This window comes from Siminovitchia fordii DSM 16014 = CIP 108821 (assembly GCF_000374565.1).
Lineage (GTDB): Bacteria > Bacillota > Bacilli > Bacillales > Bacillaceae_C > Siminovitchia > Siminovitchia fordii.
Genome location: NZ_KB894685.1, coordinates 642,459 through 659,492, shown reverse-complemented (window position 1 = coordinate 659,492; position 17,034 = coordinate 642,459). Strand labels below are relative to the sequence as shown.

21 protein-coding genes are annotated in these 17,034 nt (G+C 41.9%); 11 read left to right on the top strand and 10 right to left on the bottom strand.

Features of this window, described 5'->3' with window-relative positions; genetic code table 11:
• Positions 1-47: 47 nt before the first annotated feature.
• Together yhaM and C509_RS0103330 are read left to right on the top strand one after the other, a co-directional pair.
• A complete protein-coding gene (gene yhaM, locus C509_RS0103335) occupies positions 48-992 on the top strand; it encodes a 3'-5' exoribonuclease YhaM (RefSeq protein ID WP_018705490.1) in 945 nt (314 codons plus the stop codon).
• 83 nt (positions 993-1,075) lie between these two features.
• Positions 1,076-1,264, top strand: coding sequence for a sporulation YhaL family protein (locus tag C509_RS0103330; RefSeq protein ID WP_018705489.1), 189 nt, complete (start codon positions 1,076-1,078; stop codon positions 1,262-1,264).
• A gap of 150 nt (positions 1,265-1,414) precedes the next feature.
• Here the strand turns inward: C509_RS0103330 and C509_RS0103325 are convergent, their stop codons facing one another.
• Complete coding sequence (locus C509_RS0103325) at positions 1,415-2,335, bottom strand: peptidylprolyl isomerase (RefSeq protein ID WP_018705488.1); 921 nt, start codon at positions 2,333-2,335, stop codon at positions 1,415-1,417.
• Positions 2,336-2,514: 179 nt separating this feature from the next.
• Between C509_RS0103325 and C509_RS25320 the strand changes: the two genes are divergently transcribed.
• On the top strand, positions 2,515-2,604 hold the full coding sequence (locus tag C509_RS25320) for a YjcZ family sporulation protein (RefSeq protein ID WP_018705487.1): 90 nt from the start codon (positions 2,515-2,517) through the stop codon (positions 2,602-2,604).
• Positions 2,605-2,695: 91 nt separating this feature from the next.
• Positions 2,696-2,788: a YjcZ family sporulation protein gene (locus C509_RS0103315; RefSeq protein WP_018705486.1), complete on the top strand. Its 93-nt coding sequence runs from the start codon at positions 2,696-2,698 to the stop codon at positions 2,786-2,788.
• A gap of 145 nt (positions 2,789-2,933) precedes the next feature.
• Here the strand turns inward: C509_RS0103315 and C509_RS26855 are convergent, their stop codons facing one another.
• The gene (locus C509_RS26855; RefSeq protein ID WP_018705485.1) at positions 2,934-3,113 is read right to left on the bottom strand and encodes a hypothetical protein; all 180 of its coding nucleotides are present in this window, start codon (positions 3,111-3,113) and stop codon (positions 2,934-2,936) included.
• Positions 3,114-3,227: 114 nt separating this feature from the next.
• A complete protein-coding gene (locus C509_RS0103305; protein ID WP_018705484.1) occupies positions 3,228-3,773 on the bottom strand; it encodes a DUF3267 domain-containing protein in 546 nt (181 codons plus the stop codon).
• 150 nt (positions 3,774-3,923) lie between these two features.
• On the opposite strand from C509_RS0103305, the gene C509_RS0103295 reads away from it, so the two are divergent.
• Complete coding sequence (locus C509_RS0103295; protein ID WP_018705482.1) at positions 3,924-4,256, top strand: DUF1878 family protein; 333 nt, start codon at positions 3,924-3,926, stop codon at positions 4,254-4,256.
• Between the two features lie 6 nt (positions 4,257-4,262).
• Here the strand turns inward: C509_RS0103295 and C509_RS0103290 are convergent, their stop codons facing one another.
• Both C509_RS0103290 and C509_RS0103285 read right to left on the bottom strand, forming a co-directional pair.
• Positions 4,263-4,832, bottom strand: coding sequence for an HTH-type transcriptional regulator Hpr (locus C509_RS0103290; RefSeq protein ID WP_018705481.1), 570 nt, complete (start codon positions 4,830-4,832; stop codon positions 4,263-4,265).
• Between the two features lie 151 nt (positions 4,833-4,983).
• Complete coding sequence (locus C509_RS0103285) at positions 4,984-5,361, bottom strand: YtxH domain-containing protein (protein ID WP_018705480.1); 378 nt, start codon at positions 5,359-5,361, stop codon at positions 4,984-4,986.
• A gap of 155 nt (positions 5,362-5,516) precedes the next feature.
• On the opposite strand from C509_RS0103285, the gene yhzF reads away from it, so the two are divergent.
• On the top strand, positions 5,517-5,711 hold the full coding sequence (gene yhzF / locus C509_RS0103280; RefSeq protein WP_018705479.1) for a membrane protein YhzF: 195 nt from the start codon (positions 5,517-5,519) through the stop codon (positions 5,709-5,711).
• A gap of 39 nt (positions 5,712-5,750) precedes the next feature.
• On the opposite strand, the gene C509_RS0103275 is transcribed toward yhzF, so the two are convergent.
• Positions 5,751-6,275 carry a tryptophan transporter gene (locus tag C509_RS0103275; RefSeq protein WP_018705478.1) on the bottom strand — a complete coding sequence of 175 codons (525 nt, stop codon included), beginning with the start codon at positions 6,273-6,275 and terminating at the stop codon, positions 5,751-5,753.
• Positions 6,276-6,426: 151 nt separating this feature from the next.
• Complete coding sequence (locus C509_RS0103270; protein ID WP_018705477.1) at positions 6,427-6,849, bottom strand: HIT family protein; 423 nt, start codon at positions 6,847-6,849, stop codon at positions 6,427-6,429.
• 606 nt (positions 6,850-7,455) lie between these two features.
• On the opposite strand from C509_RS0103270, the gene C509_RS0103265 reads away from it, so the two are divergent.
• Together C509_RS0103265 and C509_RS0103260 are read left to right on the top strand one after the other, a co-directional pair.
• On the top strand, positions 7,456-8,208 hold the full coding sequence (locus C509_RS0103265) for an ABC transporter ATP-binding protein (RefSeq protein WP_018705476.1): 753 nt from the start codon (positions 7,456-7,458) through the stop codon (positions 8,206-8,208).
• Positions 8,192-9,415, top strand: a complete 1,224-nt coding sequence (locus tag C509_RS0103260) for an ABC transporter permease (RefSeq protein WP_018705475.1) — start codon at positions 8,192-8,194, stop codon at positions 9,413-9,415. Before C509_RS0103265 ends, C509_RS0103260 begins: the two co-directional genes overlap by 17 nt.
• A gap of 158 nt (positions 9,416-9,573) precedes the next feature.
• On the opposite strand, the gene C509_RS23285 is transcribed toward C509_RS0103260, so the two are convergent.
• From C509_RS23285 to C509_RS0103245, 3 genes are all read right to left on the bottom strand, one after another.
• Complete coding sequence (locus C509_RS23285) at positions 9,574-10,785, bottom strand: M20 family metallopeptidase (protein WP_018705474.1); 1,212 nt, start codon at positions 10,783-10,785, stop codon at positions 9,574-9,576.
• Between the two features lie 260 nt (positions 10,786-11,045).
• Positions 11,046-12,440 carry a hypothetical protein gene (locus tag C509_RS0103250; RefSeq protein ID WP_018705473.1) on the bottom strand — a complete coding sequence of 465 codons (1,395 nt, stop codon included), beginning with the start codon at positions 12,438-12,440 and terminating at the stop codon, positions 11,046-11,048.
• 103 nt (positions 12,441-12,543) lie between these two features.
• On the bottom strand, positions 12,544-13,068 hold the full coding sequence (locus tag C509_RS0103245) for an antibiotic biosynthesis monooxygenase family protein (protein ID WP_373315227.1): 525 nt from the start codon (positions 13,066-13,068) through the stop codon (positions 12,544-12,546).
• 229 nt (positions 13,069-13,297) lie between these two features.
• On the opposite strand from C509_RS0103245, the gene hemE reads away from it, so the two are divergent.
• From hemE to hemY, 3 genes are read left to right on the top strand one after another with little or no spacing between them, the layout of a single operon-like run.
• Positions 13,298-14,344, top strand: a complete 1,047-nt coding sequence (hemE, locus tag C509_RS0103240; RefSeq protein ID WP_018705471.1) for a uroporphyrinogen decarboxylase — start codon at positions 13,298-13,300, stop codon at positions 14,342-14,344.
• A 24-nt stretch (positions 14,345-14,368) separates the two neighbouring features.
• Positions 14,369-15,304: a ferrochelatase gene (gene hemH / locus C509_RS0103235; RefSeq protein WP_018705470.1), complete on the top strand. Its 936-nt coding sequence runs from the start codon at positions 14,369-14,371 to the stop codon at positions 15,302-15,304.
• Between the two features lie 21 nt (positions 15,305-15,325).
• Positions 15,326-16,738, top strand: a complete 1,413-nt coding sequence (gene hemY, locus C509_RS0103230; protein WP_018705469.1) for a protoporphyrinogen oxidase — start codon at positions 15,326-15,328, stop codon at positions 16,736-16,738.
• Positions 16,739-17,034: the final 296 nt, after the last annotated feature.

The window sequence follows — 17,034 nt, the reverse complement described above, 5'->3', positions numbered from 1 at the left end:
ATTATGTTATAATTTTTTTAGGAGAACAAAGGGAGGCAGGCGTTTGGATGTTAAAAGAATTGATGGAACACGAAGTAGGGGAGCAGGTGGACTTATTTCTCCTTGTAAAAAGTGCTTTCAGGGGAGTGGCAAGCAACGGAAAACCATTTCTGACTCTTATTTTACAAGATCGTTCTGGAGATATTGAAGCGAAGCTTTGGGATGCTTCTGATAGTGAAGTGAAAGCTTATCAGCAGGGGACGATTGTCCGTGTTGCCGGAGAAGTCCACAATTATAGGGGAAGAATGCAGTTGAAGATAAAAAAAATCAGGCGTTCTAATCCTCAGGACAACATTAGTGTCGGAGATTTGCTGGAAAAAGCTCCTATATCCAAAGATGAGATTTCTAGTAAAGTGACACAATATATATTTGAAATGAAGAACCCGAATATTCAACGGATTACAAGGCATTTGCTTCGCAAATATCATGAGCCGTTCCTTGAATATCCTGCAGCAACAAAAAATCACCATGAGTTTGTATCGGGTCTTGGCTATCACGTAGTATCGATGTTGGATTTAGCTAAATCTGTGGCTGAACTGTACCCTTCCCTTGACCGTGATTTGCTGTTTGCCGGCATCATTCTTCATGACCTAGGCAAAGTTATTGAATTGTCGGGTCCTGTAGCAGCCGCTTATACGATTGAAGGAAACTTACTTGGTCATATAACGATCATTGTCAATGAGATTGGAAAAGCTGCCGAAGAGTTGGGAATCGAGGGAGAAGAAGTGGTCGTCCTGCAGCATCTAGTTTTAAGCCATCATGGAAAACTGGAGTGGGGGAGCCCGAAGCAGCCAATGATCAAAGAAGCTGAAATCCTGTTCTTGATCGACAATATGGATGCAAAAATGAATATGCTGGATCGTGCATTGAAACACGTTAAACCGGGTGAGTTTTCCGAAAAGATCTTTCCGCTTGATAACCGCTCATTTTATAAACCAACATTCCATTCTTAATGCCTCTGTCTTCAGAGGCATTTTTTTGGCGTTCTCTCATATTATTACAATATATGGACTAGCCAATGAAAGGAGAAAAGAAAATGGCCTTGCCGATTTGGTTGTATTTCGTCATTGCAGGAGTATTCGTCAGTGCGTTCATGGCTATCAAAACTGCACGTGAAGACCGTGAGTTTGAAAAGGAATGGATTGAAAAGGAGGGAGAAGTCTATATTGAGAGGATGGAGGAAGAAAAGGAGAGGAGAAAGCAGATAAGGGAAACCGGAAGTTAAGACAAACCGTCTAAGGCGTTGAAGTAGCACTGGCAAACAAGGTGATTTTCCAAGGAGCCGCGGCTTTATAGCCAAAATGGCTGATACCCATCATTTCGTTAGCATCTATACGATAAAAAAACCGGGCAGATTCGCCCGGTTTTTCGTTTCTTATTCTTTATCCTTTCCTTCATCGGCAGGAGCATCTCCATCTTCTTTCTGCTCATTTAAAATCGGATCAAAAGTGTCTTTTAGGTCTTTATCCTCCACTTTAATATCCGCTTTTTCAAGTTCTTTCTTTAAAGATTCCTGCATCATATCAGGGTCCAGCTTGGACACTTTCAATTCATACTCATACTCGTCTTTAACTTTATCAAAAGGTTTTTTATCTTTCTTCTCTTTGATTTCCGTTACCTGGATGACATGCCAACCGAACTGGGTTTCAACAGGATCACTGATTTCATCTTTTTTCAATTTGAAAGCAGCTTTTTTGAATGTTTCGTCCATTTGAGGATCGTCGATAGAAATTGTTCCAAGATCTCCGCCTTGTTCATTCGCAGCTGTATCAACAGAGTATTTTTTGGCAAGCTTTGCAAAATCCTCACCTTTATCAAGTTTGTCCTTCACTTCTTTTGCTGTTTTTTCATCATCAACAAGAATGTGACGGGCCGTTATATCCTTTTGTTTGTTCTCATAATACTCTTTCACTTCTTTTTCAGAAACTTTTATATCTTTTGCTGCAGCTTTTTCTTGAAGAAGGTTGACTTTTAGGGACTCGCGAAAATCATCTTCGTCTTTGAACCCGCTTTGCATAAGGGCCATTTGGAATTGGGGTCCGAGCTGTTCCTTAAGCTCGTCCATTTTTTTGTCAACTTCTTTATCAGACACTTTGTATTCTTTGGATAGTACTTTCTCGAAAACAATTTGTTGAAGGGCTTGCTCTCCGTGTTTATCTTTCATTGCATCATATAATTCATCTTTTGTGACATTTCCGGCTTTTGTTTTGGCAACTGTATCGCCGCTTTGTCCGCCGCAACCTGCAAGACCGACAATCCCTGCAGCTAAGGAAAGGGAAAATATCCATTTTTTCATGTAAGCCAACTCCCTGTTTTTTATATCTACGTTTATTGAAATTCCACAAATCATACTATATCACAGATAGGTGAAGAAAAAAACAATTTCCCGAAAATCTAAGAAATTGGGCGTTTGATTCAGACAAAGTGCCCGCCTGCTTCATATGCTATAGCGAAACAGAAAAGGAGGTCATCAATATGGGAGGCTTTGGCTATGGCGGAGGCTTTGCGCTCATCGTAGTACTGTTTATCTTGTTGATCATTGTTGGGGCAGCTTTCGTCTGGTAAAAAACTTTTGAAAACTGGGCGTATATCTTAAGCATAAAAAAAATGAATGAATAGTATAAAGGGTGACAGAAGTGTTAGGAGGTGCGTATAAGTGAGCGGAGGCGCTGGATACGGAGCAGGGTTTGCGTTGATCGTAGTTTTGTTCATCTTGCTAATCATCGTCGGAGCATCCTGGTTTTACTAAAATAGAATTATCAGCTATTAAAATGCAGGAAAAAGGACGGTATCCGCGCAGATGCCGTCCTTGTTTTTATGACTGTGTGTACAGGCAGTCCTGGTACCGTATAAATGATTTTAGGGGACCACTAAACACCTAGCCTTAGCTATTCTTATGTGTACAATATTTCAATATAAGATGAGAATAGCAGAATCGTAATCAATATATTGATGGTGCGAAATATTTTTGGGTGCCGCTCCTCAGGTATTTCCCGTTGAACACAGAGGGAATATGTCAAGTTATTAAAAATATATAAAATGAAAATGGCAAAAATGATAAACAACGCCGGCAATCCAAATCTCCCCCCAACTATCTCATAAACATACGATAGCAAATTTCACAAAAAAAAGACAGCATAAAAAACGATGCTTCCATAAGTTTTCAGGAATTTTTCATGGAAGCATCTTTACTGTGGATCGTTATCCACCAATATTTCGTAGCCTTCGTCGTTCTCTTCTACCAGAGCATTTTTGGGAGAAAGGAACAATGTTTTGAAATATAAAAGGTCAAACGCCGATATCCCGTTATGGTATGCAAGCAGAATCGTAATGTAATGCCCGAATTGCGGATATAAAAAAAGTAAAATAAGAAGCAAGACATTCAGCGCCATAAAAGGCAATATGAGCGCTAAACCGAATCTGGCCTTTGGAATCGGATGCTCTACTTTCAAATCTATGACTGGCAAAATACGAAAATACCGTTCGATTTCCCATTTCATGTGTTTATAATAAGATATGATCGGTACAATATGAAAAAATTTATGAACTGGATATAGTATAATGAAGCTACATAAAAATACCAGAAAAAATTCATCATTGAATTCCCGGGCCTCAATTGCCTGCATTGTTACATAGGATATGATAAAAACGGATACTGAAATCATGGCGGAAATAAAAAAACGCCGGAAAAAATGATGTTTGCGGTCCACGTTGTACGCTTTCCAACAATGCATGTCAACAGCCCTCCCAACTTCGCTTATGTTTTCATTCACTCATAATGTACGATGGATAGAAGGGAATTGCAATATGATTTTTGCTTTTTTTTTCATTCCCTTGTTACAATTTTATGGTGACTTTGATGACAAAAGCATGGAGGTGAACGAATGGACGAATTAAAAGAGCGGATCGAACGGCTTGAATATCACCAAAAATTGCTGTTGGACATGATCCAGCCGATAAATAAGGATTTTGATCTGTTGATTATTAAGAGAAGGCTGGCAGAAAGAGAAGTGAAGGAATTTTACCAGCTTTGTGAAGAATTGTCCGCAGAGATGGAAAAACAGAAAGCGGAAAAATTTGTGTTTCATTTTCCGCTTTTTAAACAATTTACTTCTAGATTAAATGGAAAACTGCAGCCTGAAGAAACGATTCGGGCATGTTTAAAACAAAATATTTATCCTGAACTGATGAAAATATTATGGCTGAATATCAAATGACTTCCCTTATACAGCACTGTTGATTTCAGCCTTTTCCAACCTTCTGCCTTCTTCCAAAAAATCGGATTCAAGGTTATTGAAAGATTTTTCGAAAATCTCCATAAAATCATCACCATATATTTGCCTCACAATCGCCATCATCTCCATTGCTTCAGGGAGCTTTCCATATAAATCCTTTAGAGGCGAAGCTCCTGTAAAAACAGAGTCTGCATCGGGATCATAACAATCGATCAATTCAAGTAGAAGATCTTCTCCACGGGCTGTAAGCTTCACATACGTATTCCGTTTATCATTTTCTTTTTTCGAAAATTGAAGATATCCACGCTCTGCAAGCTTTTTAGAAAAATTAAAAGCAGTGGAAACGTGCATGACACCAAATTTTGCAATATCCGAGATGGAAGCTCCTTTTAAATGATAGGCGATCCATAAAATATGATGTTCATTGATATTCAAATTATACGGCTTAATCCAGTTTTGCCAATCTTTTTCAATGGCTTTCCATAATGCTTTGCTCAATTGGGCCATGCGCTGGCTAAATATCATTGCTTCTTTGACGGAAACGTGTTTACTTCCCATTTTTTATTCCCTCACTTTAAAGGTGTTTCTATTATTATGCAAAAAAAATAATAAAAATGCAATCTGAAAAAAATTTAAAAAATTTAGAATGAACTATGAACAAAGAGATAAGGCAAGAGAGGTGGTGCCGATCTCTTGCCCTCGGAGACGATTAGGAAGGTCGTATCGTTTCTTTTCCTTCTTGGAGCTTGTTTTCCAGTTCGGCAATCGTCTTTTGGATATTTTTTATTTCACTCTGCATGGCTTCCTTCGTAGGTTCGATTTCATGCTGCCATTCTTCCACAGCTGTTTTCACATCAGTTGCAAGTTCTTTGATGATCTCTTTACCATCTTGGGAAAGCTTTGTTACGGATTCTTTCAGTTCTGTTGCATTTGTTTTAAACTCATTGGCAATTTTGACCCATTCATCTTTCGATTCTCTCATTTGCTTTCGCAGCTCTTTACCGGATAGAGGAGCGTAAAGAAGGGCTGCGGCTGCACCGATGGCTCCTCCAACGAATATTCCGCAAGTTAACATTTTTTTGTTCATTTTCCTCACCCTGTTCTTATTTTGATAAAAAATTGATATCTCCTGCTTATCACTTTACCCGAACTTGTTCATGTGCACACTATTTTTGCATAAGATATAAGTAAATGTTGTTGTTTAACAACGGAGTAAATTTGAAAGAGCTTTGAGGTGACGATTTGAATGTCATCATGATTGTTTTCCTCATCTTCGGTACACTGATGCTCACTGGAATGCTCTATAATGTCATTTTATACCAACGGCCTGGCATTTATCCTCCAAAAAAAGTATTGAAGGCCCGTGCAGCTTCCCTAGGAGGCATTGGCGGGATACTTTTCACCATCGGTCTTTTAGTAGCGCTATTTTCCAAGTAAAATAAGAACCCTCACCAAAGGCGGGGTTCTTATTGATTTTTATGAAGCTTGCTGCATCAGTTTCGTCCTTTGCAAAATCGTCTTTACAATCGGGAAAAGAATAAACATCGCGATTGCATTCATGATAGTAGCAGGGATGACTACTGTTGCGAATAATGCTGCAAACGGTGCGGGCAACCCACCGACAATAAGCAAAGCCGATGAAAGGAAAACTGTGCCTGAAACAATGGTACCGATAGCAGTTAGGATTGAGACCCCGATCAGATTGGACATGTTTTTTGAAATTAACAGATAAAGCCCGAAGAAAACAAAAGCTGTAATCGGCTTGTCGATTAAGTTTGGAATAAGGCCTCCGGGGAAAGTTGAAGTGAGACCTGCAAGCACCCCAGTGACCAGCCCGAGCAGCAGTACGTTTTTCTTATCCGGGAAAAGTGCAATTCCCAAAAACATCATAGCCAGCATCGTATCAGGTTTCATCCCCATATAAATGCCGGGCATGATAAAGTGAAGTGCAGCACCGATTGCCACAAATAACGATAAAATAACAAGCGTTCTTGTATTCATTTGTAAACTCTCCTCTTCTCAACTAAACTCATCATTTCAATCCTGACATGCTCTGTTGCTGCCAGCGAAAGATTAACAGTATTGTAGCATACTATTTTCTGAAAATGAAGCCTTTTTTAGTTGTGAAAGGAGATAGAACGTAATGAGTGTTTTATTGCAACTGGCTGTTTATAGCCGCAGCCATCATTTGCAAATCATCAGGTGAGTATTCGGATTGATGGCTGACAAAACGTTTTGAAAAACCGTCTTTCTCATCGTATCTCGGAATCAGGTGCATATGATAATGGAAAACCTCCTGGCCGGCAAATGAGCCATTGTTATTCAGGAGATTCATGCCTTTGGCGCCAAATTCTTTCTTGATGGCTTCCGCAATTCTGGGAACAACGGAAAATAGCTTTCCGGCTGTTGTTTCGTCCATTTCAAATATATCTTTCTTATGTACTTTCGGAATAACAAGTGTATGTCCCTTTGTAATTTGGCTGATATCCAGAAAAGCCAGGATATCTTCGTTTTCAAATACTTTTGCTGACGGAAGCTCGCCGCTTACAATTTTACAAAAAATACAGTTGCTCATTCCACTCCACCTCATTAATGTATATGATAACCCATTTTATCATAGGGGAGGAGACAACAAAAGTGCAGACGCTATGGTGTATAGATTTGTAAGTGCCTGTTTATCAGGTAAAACTAGACAAGTGCTGAAGAAATGTATTTTACCTCCAACAGGAGTAGTTTAATATTTGAGTTAATGACATTTCAATAAGCTTGAAAAGCGACTTCTTTTGCTCTGTTGCACTTGGACATCCTATAAATCGGGCTGAACGCAAAATGTGCAGAGCTGTTAAGCTCTGCACATTGAAGGATTGCGGTTCATTTTGGAAAGTGTTCTTCATCTAACCCATCGGTTCGATTAAAGAAGCGATCGATCAATCTTTATCATGCCCAACGCAATCATCCCCTTATGAAGGTACAGATTACCGTTCATGAAAATTGATATGACTTTCCGCGTCTACTGCAGATTAGTGTCTACGACAACCACCCCAGCTTCGCTTAATCCCGCTCCCTTCAAATATATATTGTGCATTTTGGAATGCTCTATAAGAGGTAAAATTCACCAGCTGTTAGTGCTTGCAAGATATATTTTTGTTACAATGAAATAAGTTAAATGAGAGGACGAATGATGATGTCTTTATTAGAAATTAAAAATCTGACTGGTGGCTACACGAAAAGGCCGGTTTTGAAAGATATATCCTTTTCTATGGAAAAAGGCCAGCTGATTGGCCTAATTGGTTTGAATGGAGCCGGAAAGAGCACAACAATTAAACATATTATCGGTTTGATGGAACCGCGTTCAGGGATCGTCACGATAAATGGGTCGCGGTTGGAAGACGACCTCGTCAAATATCGGAAGCAATTTTCCTTCGTTCCCGAAACCCCGGTGTTATACGATGAATTGACACTTGAGGAACATCTGCAATTGACAGCAATGGCGTATGGGCTGCCGCAGGATACGTATGAAGCGAGAGTTGAACCCCTGCTCAAGGAGTTCCGTCTTGACAACAAGCTAAAATGGTTCCCTGCCCATTTTTCTAAAGGCATGAAACAAAAAGTGATGATCATGTCCGCATTTCTCATCGAACCGTCACTTTATATCATCGATGAACCGTTTGTAGGATTGGACCCGCTCGGGATTCAGTCGCTGCTTGAGTTAATGGAAAAGATGAAAGGAAAAGGGGCAGGCATCCTCATGTCCACACATATCCTGTCGACAGCTGAACAATTTTGTGACGGGTTTGTCATTTTACATGACGGCAGGGTACGGGCTAAAGGGACGCTGGAACAATTGCAGGAACAATTTGAAATGCGTGGTGCAACCTTAAATGACATCTATATACAATTGACAAAGGAAGAGCCCAATGAAACAAATAAATGATCTATGGCCTGAAAGGTTCCAGGAATTTATAAAAGAAATGCGCCGCTACTTCAAATATATGTTTAATGACCATATGAAATTTGTGTTGATTTTCGGGGGCGGTGCAGCCATATATTATTATTCTCAATGGGTGAAGAATCTTTCCCCGGATTTCCCGTCCAGTTTGGTCATGTCGCTTGTTCTGGCTTTCTTTCTAACCATCAGCCCAATTATAACACTGTTAAAGGAAGCCGATATGGTCTACCTATTGCCATTGGAGAAAGAGCTGGAAGGATATTTCAGGAAAGGAATGAGGCTCAGCTTTATCATCCAGGCGTATATTCTTCTCCTCGTGCTTGGAGCACTGATGCCCTTGCACTTTAAATCAACGGGTGCAGGTTTTGTTTCTTTCCTATATTTATTCGCTGTGTTGCTATTGCTGAAATATTGGAACTTAAAACTGTATTGGGATACGATGAAAACGATTGAGCAGGGGACTCTAACTGCGGATCCAATCATCCGTTTCATCCTGAATGCAGCGGCCCTTTACCTTATCGTTGCAAATGCTTCATGGCTGTTCATATTGGCTGTTCTTTTAATCATTGCGGCATTTACCCTATATATGAGAGCTTCTGTAAAAAACAAAATGCTGAAATGGGAGTTATTGATTGAAAAAGAACAGAGAAGGATGCAGCTGTTCTATAGGATGGCAAACATGTTCACTGATGTCCCCCATTTAAAAAGTAAAGTATGGAGAAGAGCTTGGATGGATCCAATATTTCGTTTCATCCCCTTTGAGGAAAAAAACATTTTCCGCTATTTATTTTCAAGGACAATTGTGAGGACAAGCGAATATTCGGGGTTGATTGTGCGTCTAACCTTAATTGCGTCCGTTATTGTATTTTTTATCGAAAACTTATACATGGCGGTCGGCGTTGCTCTTCTCTTTTTATATTTGACGGGCTTTCAGCTGCTCCCCATCTTTAGGCGTCATGATACGAAGGTTTGGGTGCATCTGTATCCTGTACCGCCCATCTATAAAAAGTTGAATTTTTTTCGTTTACTAATACAGGTACTGGTAAGTCAGGGAGTGTTATTCGGGTTGGCCGCCGCATTGGGCGGAAACCTTGTCAACGCGGCATTGATTTTATTAGCAAGCCTTTTGTTTGCTTTTATTTTCGGCAAGCAATATGCCCCTGGAAGAATAAAGAAAATGGAACAATTTTAAAAGCACCTGATCATAGTCACAGGTGCTTTTTAAATGAAAAAATTAGTCAGATTTTTCTGCTCGAATGTGTATGACTTGCATCAGAAAATATCGGCATGGGTCAAGTCAGATAACTGAGATGGTTGTGGAACATCCTTCACTCCACATACTCTTAAGCCTTACAAAATTGCAACAGATTCATCTTGCGGAAGGTCCTGTTTTTGATATTCAACAGCTGCCAACGTCAAAGTTTTGGCTGCCACATGCATCGATTTCTCGTTGATGTCAAATTTCGGATGATGATGCGGATACGGAGTTTCGGCATCATCCGGCTGAGCACCGGTAAAAAAGAAAGTGCCTTTTACATATTGTAAATAATAAGCGAAATCTTCTCCGCCCATTTGTTGTTCCAATTCTTCCACGTTGGTGACGCCCGGAACCTCAGCTGCCAGACCTGCCAAAAATTTTGTCTCATTTTTATGATTGACTACTGCAGGATAACCGCGGTGATAGTTGAAATCATATCCGCAGTCTCCATTGGCGAGACATGTGCCTTTTACAACCGCTTCAATTTCTTGCTCGATCAAATCACGGACATCTTCACTGAAAGTCCTGACAGTTCCTTGGAGTTTTGCTGTATCGGCAATGACATTAAAGGCATTTTCTGCAATAAACGAACTAACGGTAACAACTGCTGGTTCGACAGGGTTTACCCTCCGGCTAACTATCTGCTGCAAGTTCATGACAAGCTGGGAACCGATTGCAACTGCATCCTTTGTCTTATGAGGCATTGCCCCATGGCCTCCGCGCCCTTTAATGACAATTTCAAACCGATCCGCAGCCGCCATAAATGGGCCTGTCCGATAACTGATAGTTCCATGCGGGATCTCCGCCCACAAATGAGTCCCAAAAATGGCATCAACACCATCGAGGCAGCCATCCTTGATCATGGAGATGGCTCCGCCCGGCGCAAGCTCCTCGGCATGCTGATGAATCAATACATATTCACCTGAAAGCTCTTCCCTGATTTCATGGAGTACCTTACCAATGATCAATAATGTTGCAGTATGGCCGTCATGGCCACATGCATGCATGACACCCGGTACTTTTGAGCTGAACGGGAGGCCAGTTTCTTCCTGAATCGGAAGAGCGTCAAAGTCAGCGCGCAAAGCAACCGTTTTACCCGGCTTTCCGCCTTTGATCCTTGCAACAACACCGTTGCCCCCAACACCAGTTTTCACATCAACCCCAAGTCTTTTATAAAAATCGGCAATATAACCCGCGGTCTTTATTTCCTTGAATGATAATTCGGGATATTGATGCAAATGGCGCCTAATTTGTACCATTTCATCGTAATATTCTTCCAATTTATTAAATAGAGCCTGCTTCATTGAAGATCACCGCCTATTTTTTGTTTAAAGTAATTATAGCATAGGGGGCTTCCTGTTATCTTTATTATTGGATGTAACAAGGTCAATTGATTGCACATGCAGAATTTCGAAAACCCGGATCCTATTTTCTTATCTGAGCATTCAAATTTCCGTCAGATCGCTAACGAATAACGCTATTGATCAAACAATTTCTAATGATGCCCAATCTATCATCAAAAATAAGGAAATGCGGTCGATAATCGCATTTCCCGATAACCTTGCTATATAAAAAATAAAGCAGCAATCGTTGTGGCGAGTAATCCGACGATGACGGGGATGAGGTTCCGCCTTGCCAGTTCAAAAGGATCGACATTACAGATGGCTGCCGCCGGTATGAGTGCCCACGGAACGAGGGTTCCACCGCCTACCCAGATCGTTGTGATCTGTCCCAACGCTGTTAAGGATGCCGTACCCGAACCGATGGCTTTGCCAAATAATGCTGCAATGGAGCCCGTTAGCGGGAGCCCGGAAAAACCCGATCCATCCAATCCTGTAATGACTCCAACGGCTGTGATTGTAAAAGCTCCTAATGATTTGGTGACCGGGACGACAGCGGCAAGGGCTGTTCCAAGGTCGTTGATAATCCCCTCCGAACCTTCAGGTAATGGGCTGCCGATTATCGTTTCGAATCCCCCTCCGCCCAGATAGAAAAAAGCGGCAATTGGAATGACCGGACCGAATACCCGAAATCCGAATTGCAGACCTTCTATGAGAAATTTCGTTGTTTTTTCCAATGCCTGCTGTTTATGCGCAGCAATAGATGTAAATATTAGTATTAGTATGGATGTACCGCCAATCAAGGCTGTAGCTTCTCCACCTTGCAGCTTTAAAGTGAACATCATGACAATATTAGCTGCAAATAAAAGAGGAATGATAACTGCGAAGACTCGTTTAACAGGAAGGGATAATTCACTTTTTTCGTTTTCCTTCACGACTTCTTCAGATTCAAATCCTTTTGCGGAGTCAAGCTTACCTTTCTTCAGATCTCTTTTTAAGAGGATAAATGCGGTGACTGTTGTTACAATTCCCATAATGATCATAAGAGGGATGCTTGCTGTAATGACATCCGAAGCACCGATTCCGGCGGCATCGCCGGACAGTTTGGGGGCGGCTTGAATGATGAAGTCTCCTGATAAAGCTATACCGTGTCCGAAGAGATTCATGGCAATCGCTGCTCCAAGGGCCGGCAGGCCGACGCGGAGGGCTACTGGAAGCAGTACAGCTCCCATTAAGGCAACAGCAGGCGAAGGCCAGAAAAACCAGGAAATAATCATCATGACGATTCCGATCGTCCAAAAGGCGAGCGTCGGCGTTTTAATGATCCTTGCAAAAGGAGATATCATCAAGTCGTTAATTCCAGTCGCCATCAATACTTTACTCATGGATGAAATAATTGAAATGACGAGGATGATTGACAAAAGCTCGGAAATGGCGTACATGAAGCTTGAAAAAATCCCGCTGATGGATGCGGCTAATGATCCTGTGGAAGTAAACGCGAGCAGAAAAACACCTGTTATGCAAACAATTGTGATGTCGCGTCTTAAAATCATCAACAAGATTGCAAGACCAATGAACAGAAGGTAAATCCAGTGCAAGGCCGTCAATTCTATTTCCATATTCATTCCTCCCGCCAGCTTCAAATATCAGTAGGGACAAAAGCCCAAATTCCCATACTGCATCATATGAAAACCGGGGAAGGGTGTGTCATCAATATAAGGCTTAATCTGCATCCTCTTCTTTTTTATCTTCCAACACAAAGACAGATACATAGGAAGGTCCGGAAAATACACTTGTGCTTTCAGCGGATTGTAATGCCTTTGAATGGGATTCAACAAATGACGAGGACTGCTTCCAATCTTTGTAAGCTTCTTCATCCCTCCACATCGTCATGACGATATACGTATCATTAGAGAGGGGACGAAGTAATCGAAAAGCGGTGAACCCAGGAAATGATTCGACCTTTTTCATCCTTTCGGTAAACTTGAATTCAAAAACCGGACGGCCTTCTTCGCGTACAGGGACATGATTACAAGCAATGAACCCTTTCTTCTCAAGTTGTCCTGAAGAATGGATAACCTCATATTTTCTGGGTGATTGAAAAACCGTTGCTCCTTTTGTTTCATGCCATAATAAGGCTGTTTCTGCATTTTGCATTAAAAGCATACATTCGTCCGGATGCTGTTCCTCAAGTTTTTTCAAGAAATAATATGTTCCTGTTGTAATGTATGTGTACAATCTAGTCACCCCTTTTATACTTAATACTCATTACATGATTCTACCCAAAACCGTGGCGGGCAAAACAAGCACAGAAGCTGTGAAAAAAGCACAAATTTATGACAACCCCGCATCCCGCCTATACTTTGGAATGGAAAAGTACTATAGTAGGCATGAGTCAATCACATGTTCTATTATGAGTGTGGAATAACAATATATATTTTTTATATACGAAACCTGAAAGGTGGCTTCCTTGTTCATGGGTAAAATTACAAATGATACATTTTTACGGGCTGCAAAAGGAGAGAAGACGGACCATGTACCTGTCTGGTATATGCGCCAGGCTGGACGGTCGCAACCCGAATATCGAAAACTGAAAGAAAAGTACTCTTTGTTCGAAATCACTCATCAGCCGGAACTTTGTGCATATGTCACAAGGCTCCCGGTGGAGAATTATAATGTGGACGCAGCGATTTTATACAAAGATATCATGACCCCGCTTCCTGCGCTAGGCGTCAATGTGGAGATCGTGGGTGGAGTCGGACCTGTTATTGATAATCCCGTCCGTACGGTGAGTGACGTGGACAAACTCGGTGAACTGCATCCCGAAAAGGATATTGATTATGTTCTGGAGACAATCAAGATTTTAACTGAAGAGCAATTGACAGTCCCATTGATCGGTTTTGGAGGAGCGCCATTTACATTGGCGTCATACATGGTTGAGGGTGGCCCCTCCAAAAATTACCATAAAACAAAAGCATTCATGTATTCTGAGCCGAAGGCCTGGGCCCTCCTGATGGACAAGCTTGCCGATATGACGGTTGCTTATTTAAAAGCCCAAATCAATGCTGGTGCAAGTGCAGTTCAGTTGTTCGATTCATGGGTGGGTGCACTGAGCCGTGCAGATTATTGTGCGTATATCAAGCCTGTTATGGAAAAGATATTCACTGAATTGAAAAATGAGAATGTCCCACTTATCATGCATGGAGTGGGAGCAAGCCATCTAGCGCTTGAATGGAATGATTTGCCGCTTGACGTAGTCGGACTTGATTGGAGATTGCCGATTGCAGATGCCCGAAAAATGGGCATCACAAAAGCGGTACAGGGAAACCTGGATCCGGCTGTACTCATTTCTTCATGGGATGTCATTGAAAGGAAAGCGAAGGAAATCATTGACGAGGGAATCCAAAAGCCTGGCTATATTTTCAATTTGGGCCACGGGGTTTTCCCAGATGTCAATCCGGATACACTCAAGAAACTGACTGCGTTTGTACATGAATACAGTGCAGAGAAATTAAAGCAGTAATTTTTTCAAAAGGAGCGCGAACAGATGCCGAAAAAGAAAATGGGATTGCTCGTTATGGCATACGGGACTCCATATCATGAAAATGATATTGAACGGTACTATACTCACATAAGGCACGGAAGACGGCCTTCCCCTGAAGCATTGGAAGATTTAAGGAACAGATACGAAGCGATCGGGGGAATTTCACCGCTTGCAAAAATCACCGAAGATCAGGCATACGGACTTGCAAACCGGTTGAATGAAATCCAGGACAGTGTAGAATTCAAGGCTTACATCGGATTAAAGCATATCGAGCCTTTCATTGAAGATGCTGTACAGAGAATGCATGAAGACGGTATTGAACAGGCTGTATCAATCGTGTTGGCTCCGCACTTTTCCACCTTCAGTGTCAAGTCCTATAACGGACGGGCACAAGAGAAGGCTGCCGAATTGGGCGGTCCTGATATTACATCGATTGAAAGCTGGTACAAGGAACCGAAGTTCATAGATTATTGGGTCAAGAAGGTAAAGGAAGTCTACGATAAAATGCCGTTAGATGAGCGCGAAGCAGCTTGTCTGATTGTATCTGCACACAGCCTGCCGGAGAAAATCCTCCAATTTAACGACCCGTATCCTCAGCAATTGCAGGAGACAGCAGACTTGATTGCACAAGGTGCAGGGATTAAAGACTATGAGGTCGGGTGGCAAAGTGAAGGGAATACACCCGAACCGTGGCTCGGGCCTGATGTGCAGGATTTAACTCGCGATTTGTATCATCAAAAGGGTTACAAAGCTTTTGTGTATATCCCGGTTGGATTCGTTTCAACCCATTTGGAAGTGCTCTATGATAACGACCATGAGTGCAAAGTAGTGACAGACGAAGTGGGTTCTTCGTATTATCGTCCGGAAATGCCGGATGCGCAGCCCGAATTTATTGACGCACTGGCTTCAGTCGTTTTAAAGAGACTCGGAAAACATTAATTAGAAGAAGGCGATTTCGGTTTGGCGGAAGACAAGAAAAAAGTTGCTGTTATCGGTGGAGGAATAACCGGTATGACAGCGGCGTATTATTTGCAAAAAACGATTCATGAAAAGCAGCTGCCGTATGAAGTTCTGCTTGTTGAAGCAAGCCACAAGCTTGGAGGCAAATTCCAAACAGTGTATAAAGACGGGTTTACCATCGAACGCGGTCCTGACTCATTTCTCGAAAGGAAAAAGAGCGCGGCGGAACTTGCCATAGATGTCGGTTTGAAAGATGAACTGGTGAACAATACAGCGGGTCGCTCTTTTGTGCTTGCCAATGAGAAACTCCATCCGATGCCCAAAGGGGCCGTCATGGGTATTCCAACGAAAATCAGGCCTTTCATTACAACTGATTTGTTCTCTGTCCAAGGTAAAATGAGGGCGGCTGCAGATTTTGTCATGCCGCGATCCAACGTTTCAGGCGATCAATCGTTGGGAGGTTTTTTCCGCAGACGGCTTGGGGACGAAGTGGTGGAGAATTTGGTCGAACCACTGCTTTCAGGTATTTATGCGGGTGATATTGACCGGCTCAGCCTAATGTCTACATTTCCCCAATTTTATCAGGTAGAACAGAAATACAGAAGTCTGATCATGGGGATGAAAAAGACAACCCCCTCTGTGCCAAAAAAAGACATAAGTGCAAAGAACCAAGGGATTTTTCTGACATTGAAAGGCGGTCTGCAATCACTCATCGATGCAATTGAAGAAAAACTCGCCCCCTCTTCCATCATTAAAGGGACACGCGTCGTCTCGATTTGGAAAAACGATGGGGAGGGATATGAGCTTCAATTGAATAACGGAGAGCTGCTGGAAGCGGATAGTATCATCTTGGCCTTGCCACATTTTGCTCTGGCCGATTTGTTCCCTGACAATCCTCTTATTTACGGATTAAAAGAAATGCCTGCTACGTCCGTAGCAACCGTTGCGATGGCATTTGACGCAGGGGATGTTGATGATCGGTTGGATGGAACTGGTTTCGTAGTATCAAGAAATAGTGATTATACGATTACAGCCTGTACATGGACACATAAAAAATGGCCGCATACCACGCCAGAAGGAAAAGTGTTACTGCGCTGCTACGTTGGTCGGGCCGGTGAGGAAACAGTGGTGGATTTATCAGATGAAGAAATAGAAAGAATTGTTTTGGCAGACCTGAAGCGGTCAATGGATTTAACGGCAAAGCCTGATTTTACAATTGTTACACGCTGGAAACAGGCTATGCCTCAATATACCGTCGGTCATAAAGAACGTATTGGTAAAATCAAGTCAAACCTTCGGGATACTATGCCTGGCGTGTTCATTGCTGGCAGTTCCTATGAAGGACTGGGAATTCCCGATTGTATTGACCAGGGAAAAGCCGCGGTGAATGATGTTTTACAATATATTGGTTAAAGTTGGGGAACGGTCGTAAGGCCGTTCCTCTTTCTGTATAAATATGTATGTTGTGTCAGGTTTGTAGTCAGGCACTATCGGCGCGTCATGCGTAAGGTGTCCGAAGAATTGCCTCATTGCAATTGTGTTTGCATTGCAGGTAGGCGGGCGTTTGGCGTTTAATCATACAAGCTTTTAACAAATGAGGCTTCGGATATTTAGCAGAATGGATGAAACGGAGCATGTCGAAGAGATTAAAAGAATAGTGAGGAATTTTTCAGCGAAATTCCCGAGCTGATATGACAAGATTACCTTAT

Coding starts and splice junctions, on each gene's coding strand:
- yhaM (WP_018705490.1), top strand. CDS start 48: ATGTTAAAAGAATTGATGGAACACGAAGTAGGGGAGCAGGTGGACTTA.
- C509_RS0103330 (WP_018705489.1), top strand. CDS start 1,076: ATGGCCTTGCCGATTTGGTTGTATTTCGTCATTGCAGGAGTATTCGTC.
- C509_RS0103325 (WP_018705488.1), bottom strand. CDS start 2,335: ATGAAAAAATGGATATTTTCCCTTTCCTTAGCTGCAGGGATTGTCGGT.
- C509_RS25320 (WP_018705487.1), top strand. CDS start 2,515: ATGGGAGGCTTTGGCTATGGCGGAGGCTTTGCGCTCATCGTAGTACTG.
- C509_RS0103305 (WP_018705484.1), bottom strand. CDS start 3,773: ATGCATTGTTGGAAAGCGTACAACGTGGACCGCAAACATCATTTTTTC.
- C509_RS0103295 (WP_018705482.1), top strand. CDS start 3,924: ATGGACGAATTAAAAGAGCGGATCGAACGGCTTGAATATCACCAAAAA.
- C509_RS0103290 (WP_018705481.1), bottom strand. CDS start 4,832: ATGGGAAGTAAACACGTTTCCGTCAAAGAAGCAATGATATTTAGCCAG.
- C509_RS0103285 (WP_018705480.1), bottom strand. CDS start 5,361: ATGAACAAAAAAATGTTAACTTGCGGAATATTCGTTGGAGGAGCCATC.
- C509_RS0103275 (WP_018705478.1), bottom strand. CDS start 6,275: ATGAATACAAGAACGCTTGTTATTTTATCGTTATTTGTGGCAATCGGT.
- C509_RS0103270 (WP_018705477.1), bottom strand. CDS start 6,849: ATGAGCAACTGTATTTTTTGTAAAATTGTAAGCGGCGAGCTTCCGTCA.
- C509_RS0103265 (WP_018705476.1), top strand. CDS start 7,456: ATGATGTCTTTATTAGAAATTAAAAATCTGACTGGTGGCTACACGAAA.
- C509_RS0103260 (WP_018705475.1), top strand. CDS start 8,192: ATGAAACAAATAAATGATCTATGGCCTGAAAGGTTCCAGGAATTTATA.
- C509_RS23285 (WP_018705474.1), bottom strand. CDS start 10,785: ATGAAGCAGGCTCTATTTAATAAATTGGAAGAATATTACGATGAAATG.
- C509_RS0103250 (WP_018705473.1), bottom strand. CDS start 12,440: ATGGAAATAGAATTGACGGCCTTGCACTGGATTTACCTTCTGTTCATT.
- hemE (WP_018705471.1), top strand. CDS start 13,298: ATGGGTAAAATTACAAATGATACATTTTTACGGGCTGCAAAAGGAGAG.
- hemH (WP_018705470.1), top strand. CDS start 14,369: ATGCCGAAAAAGAAAATGGGATTGCTCGTTATGGCATACGGGACTCCA.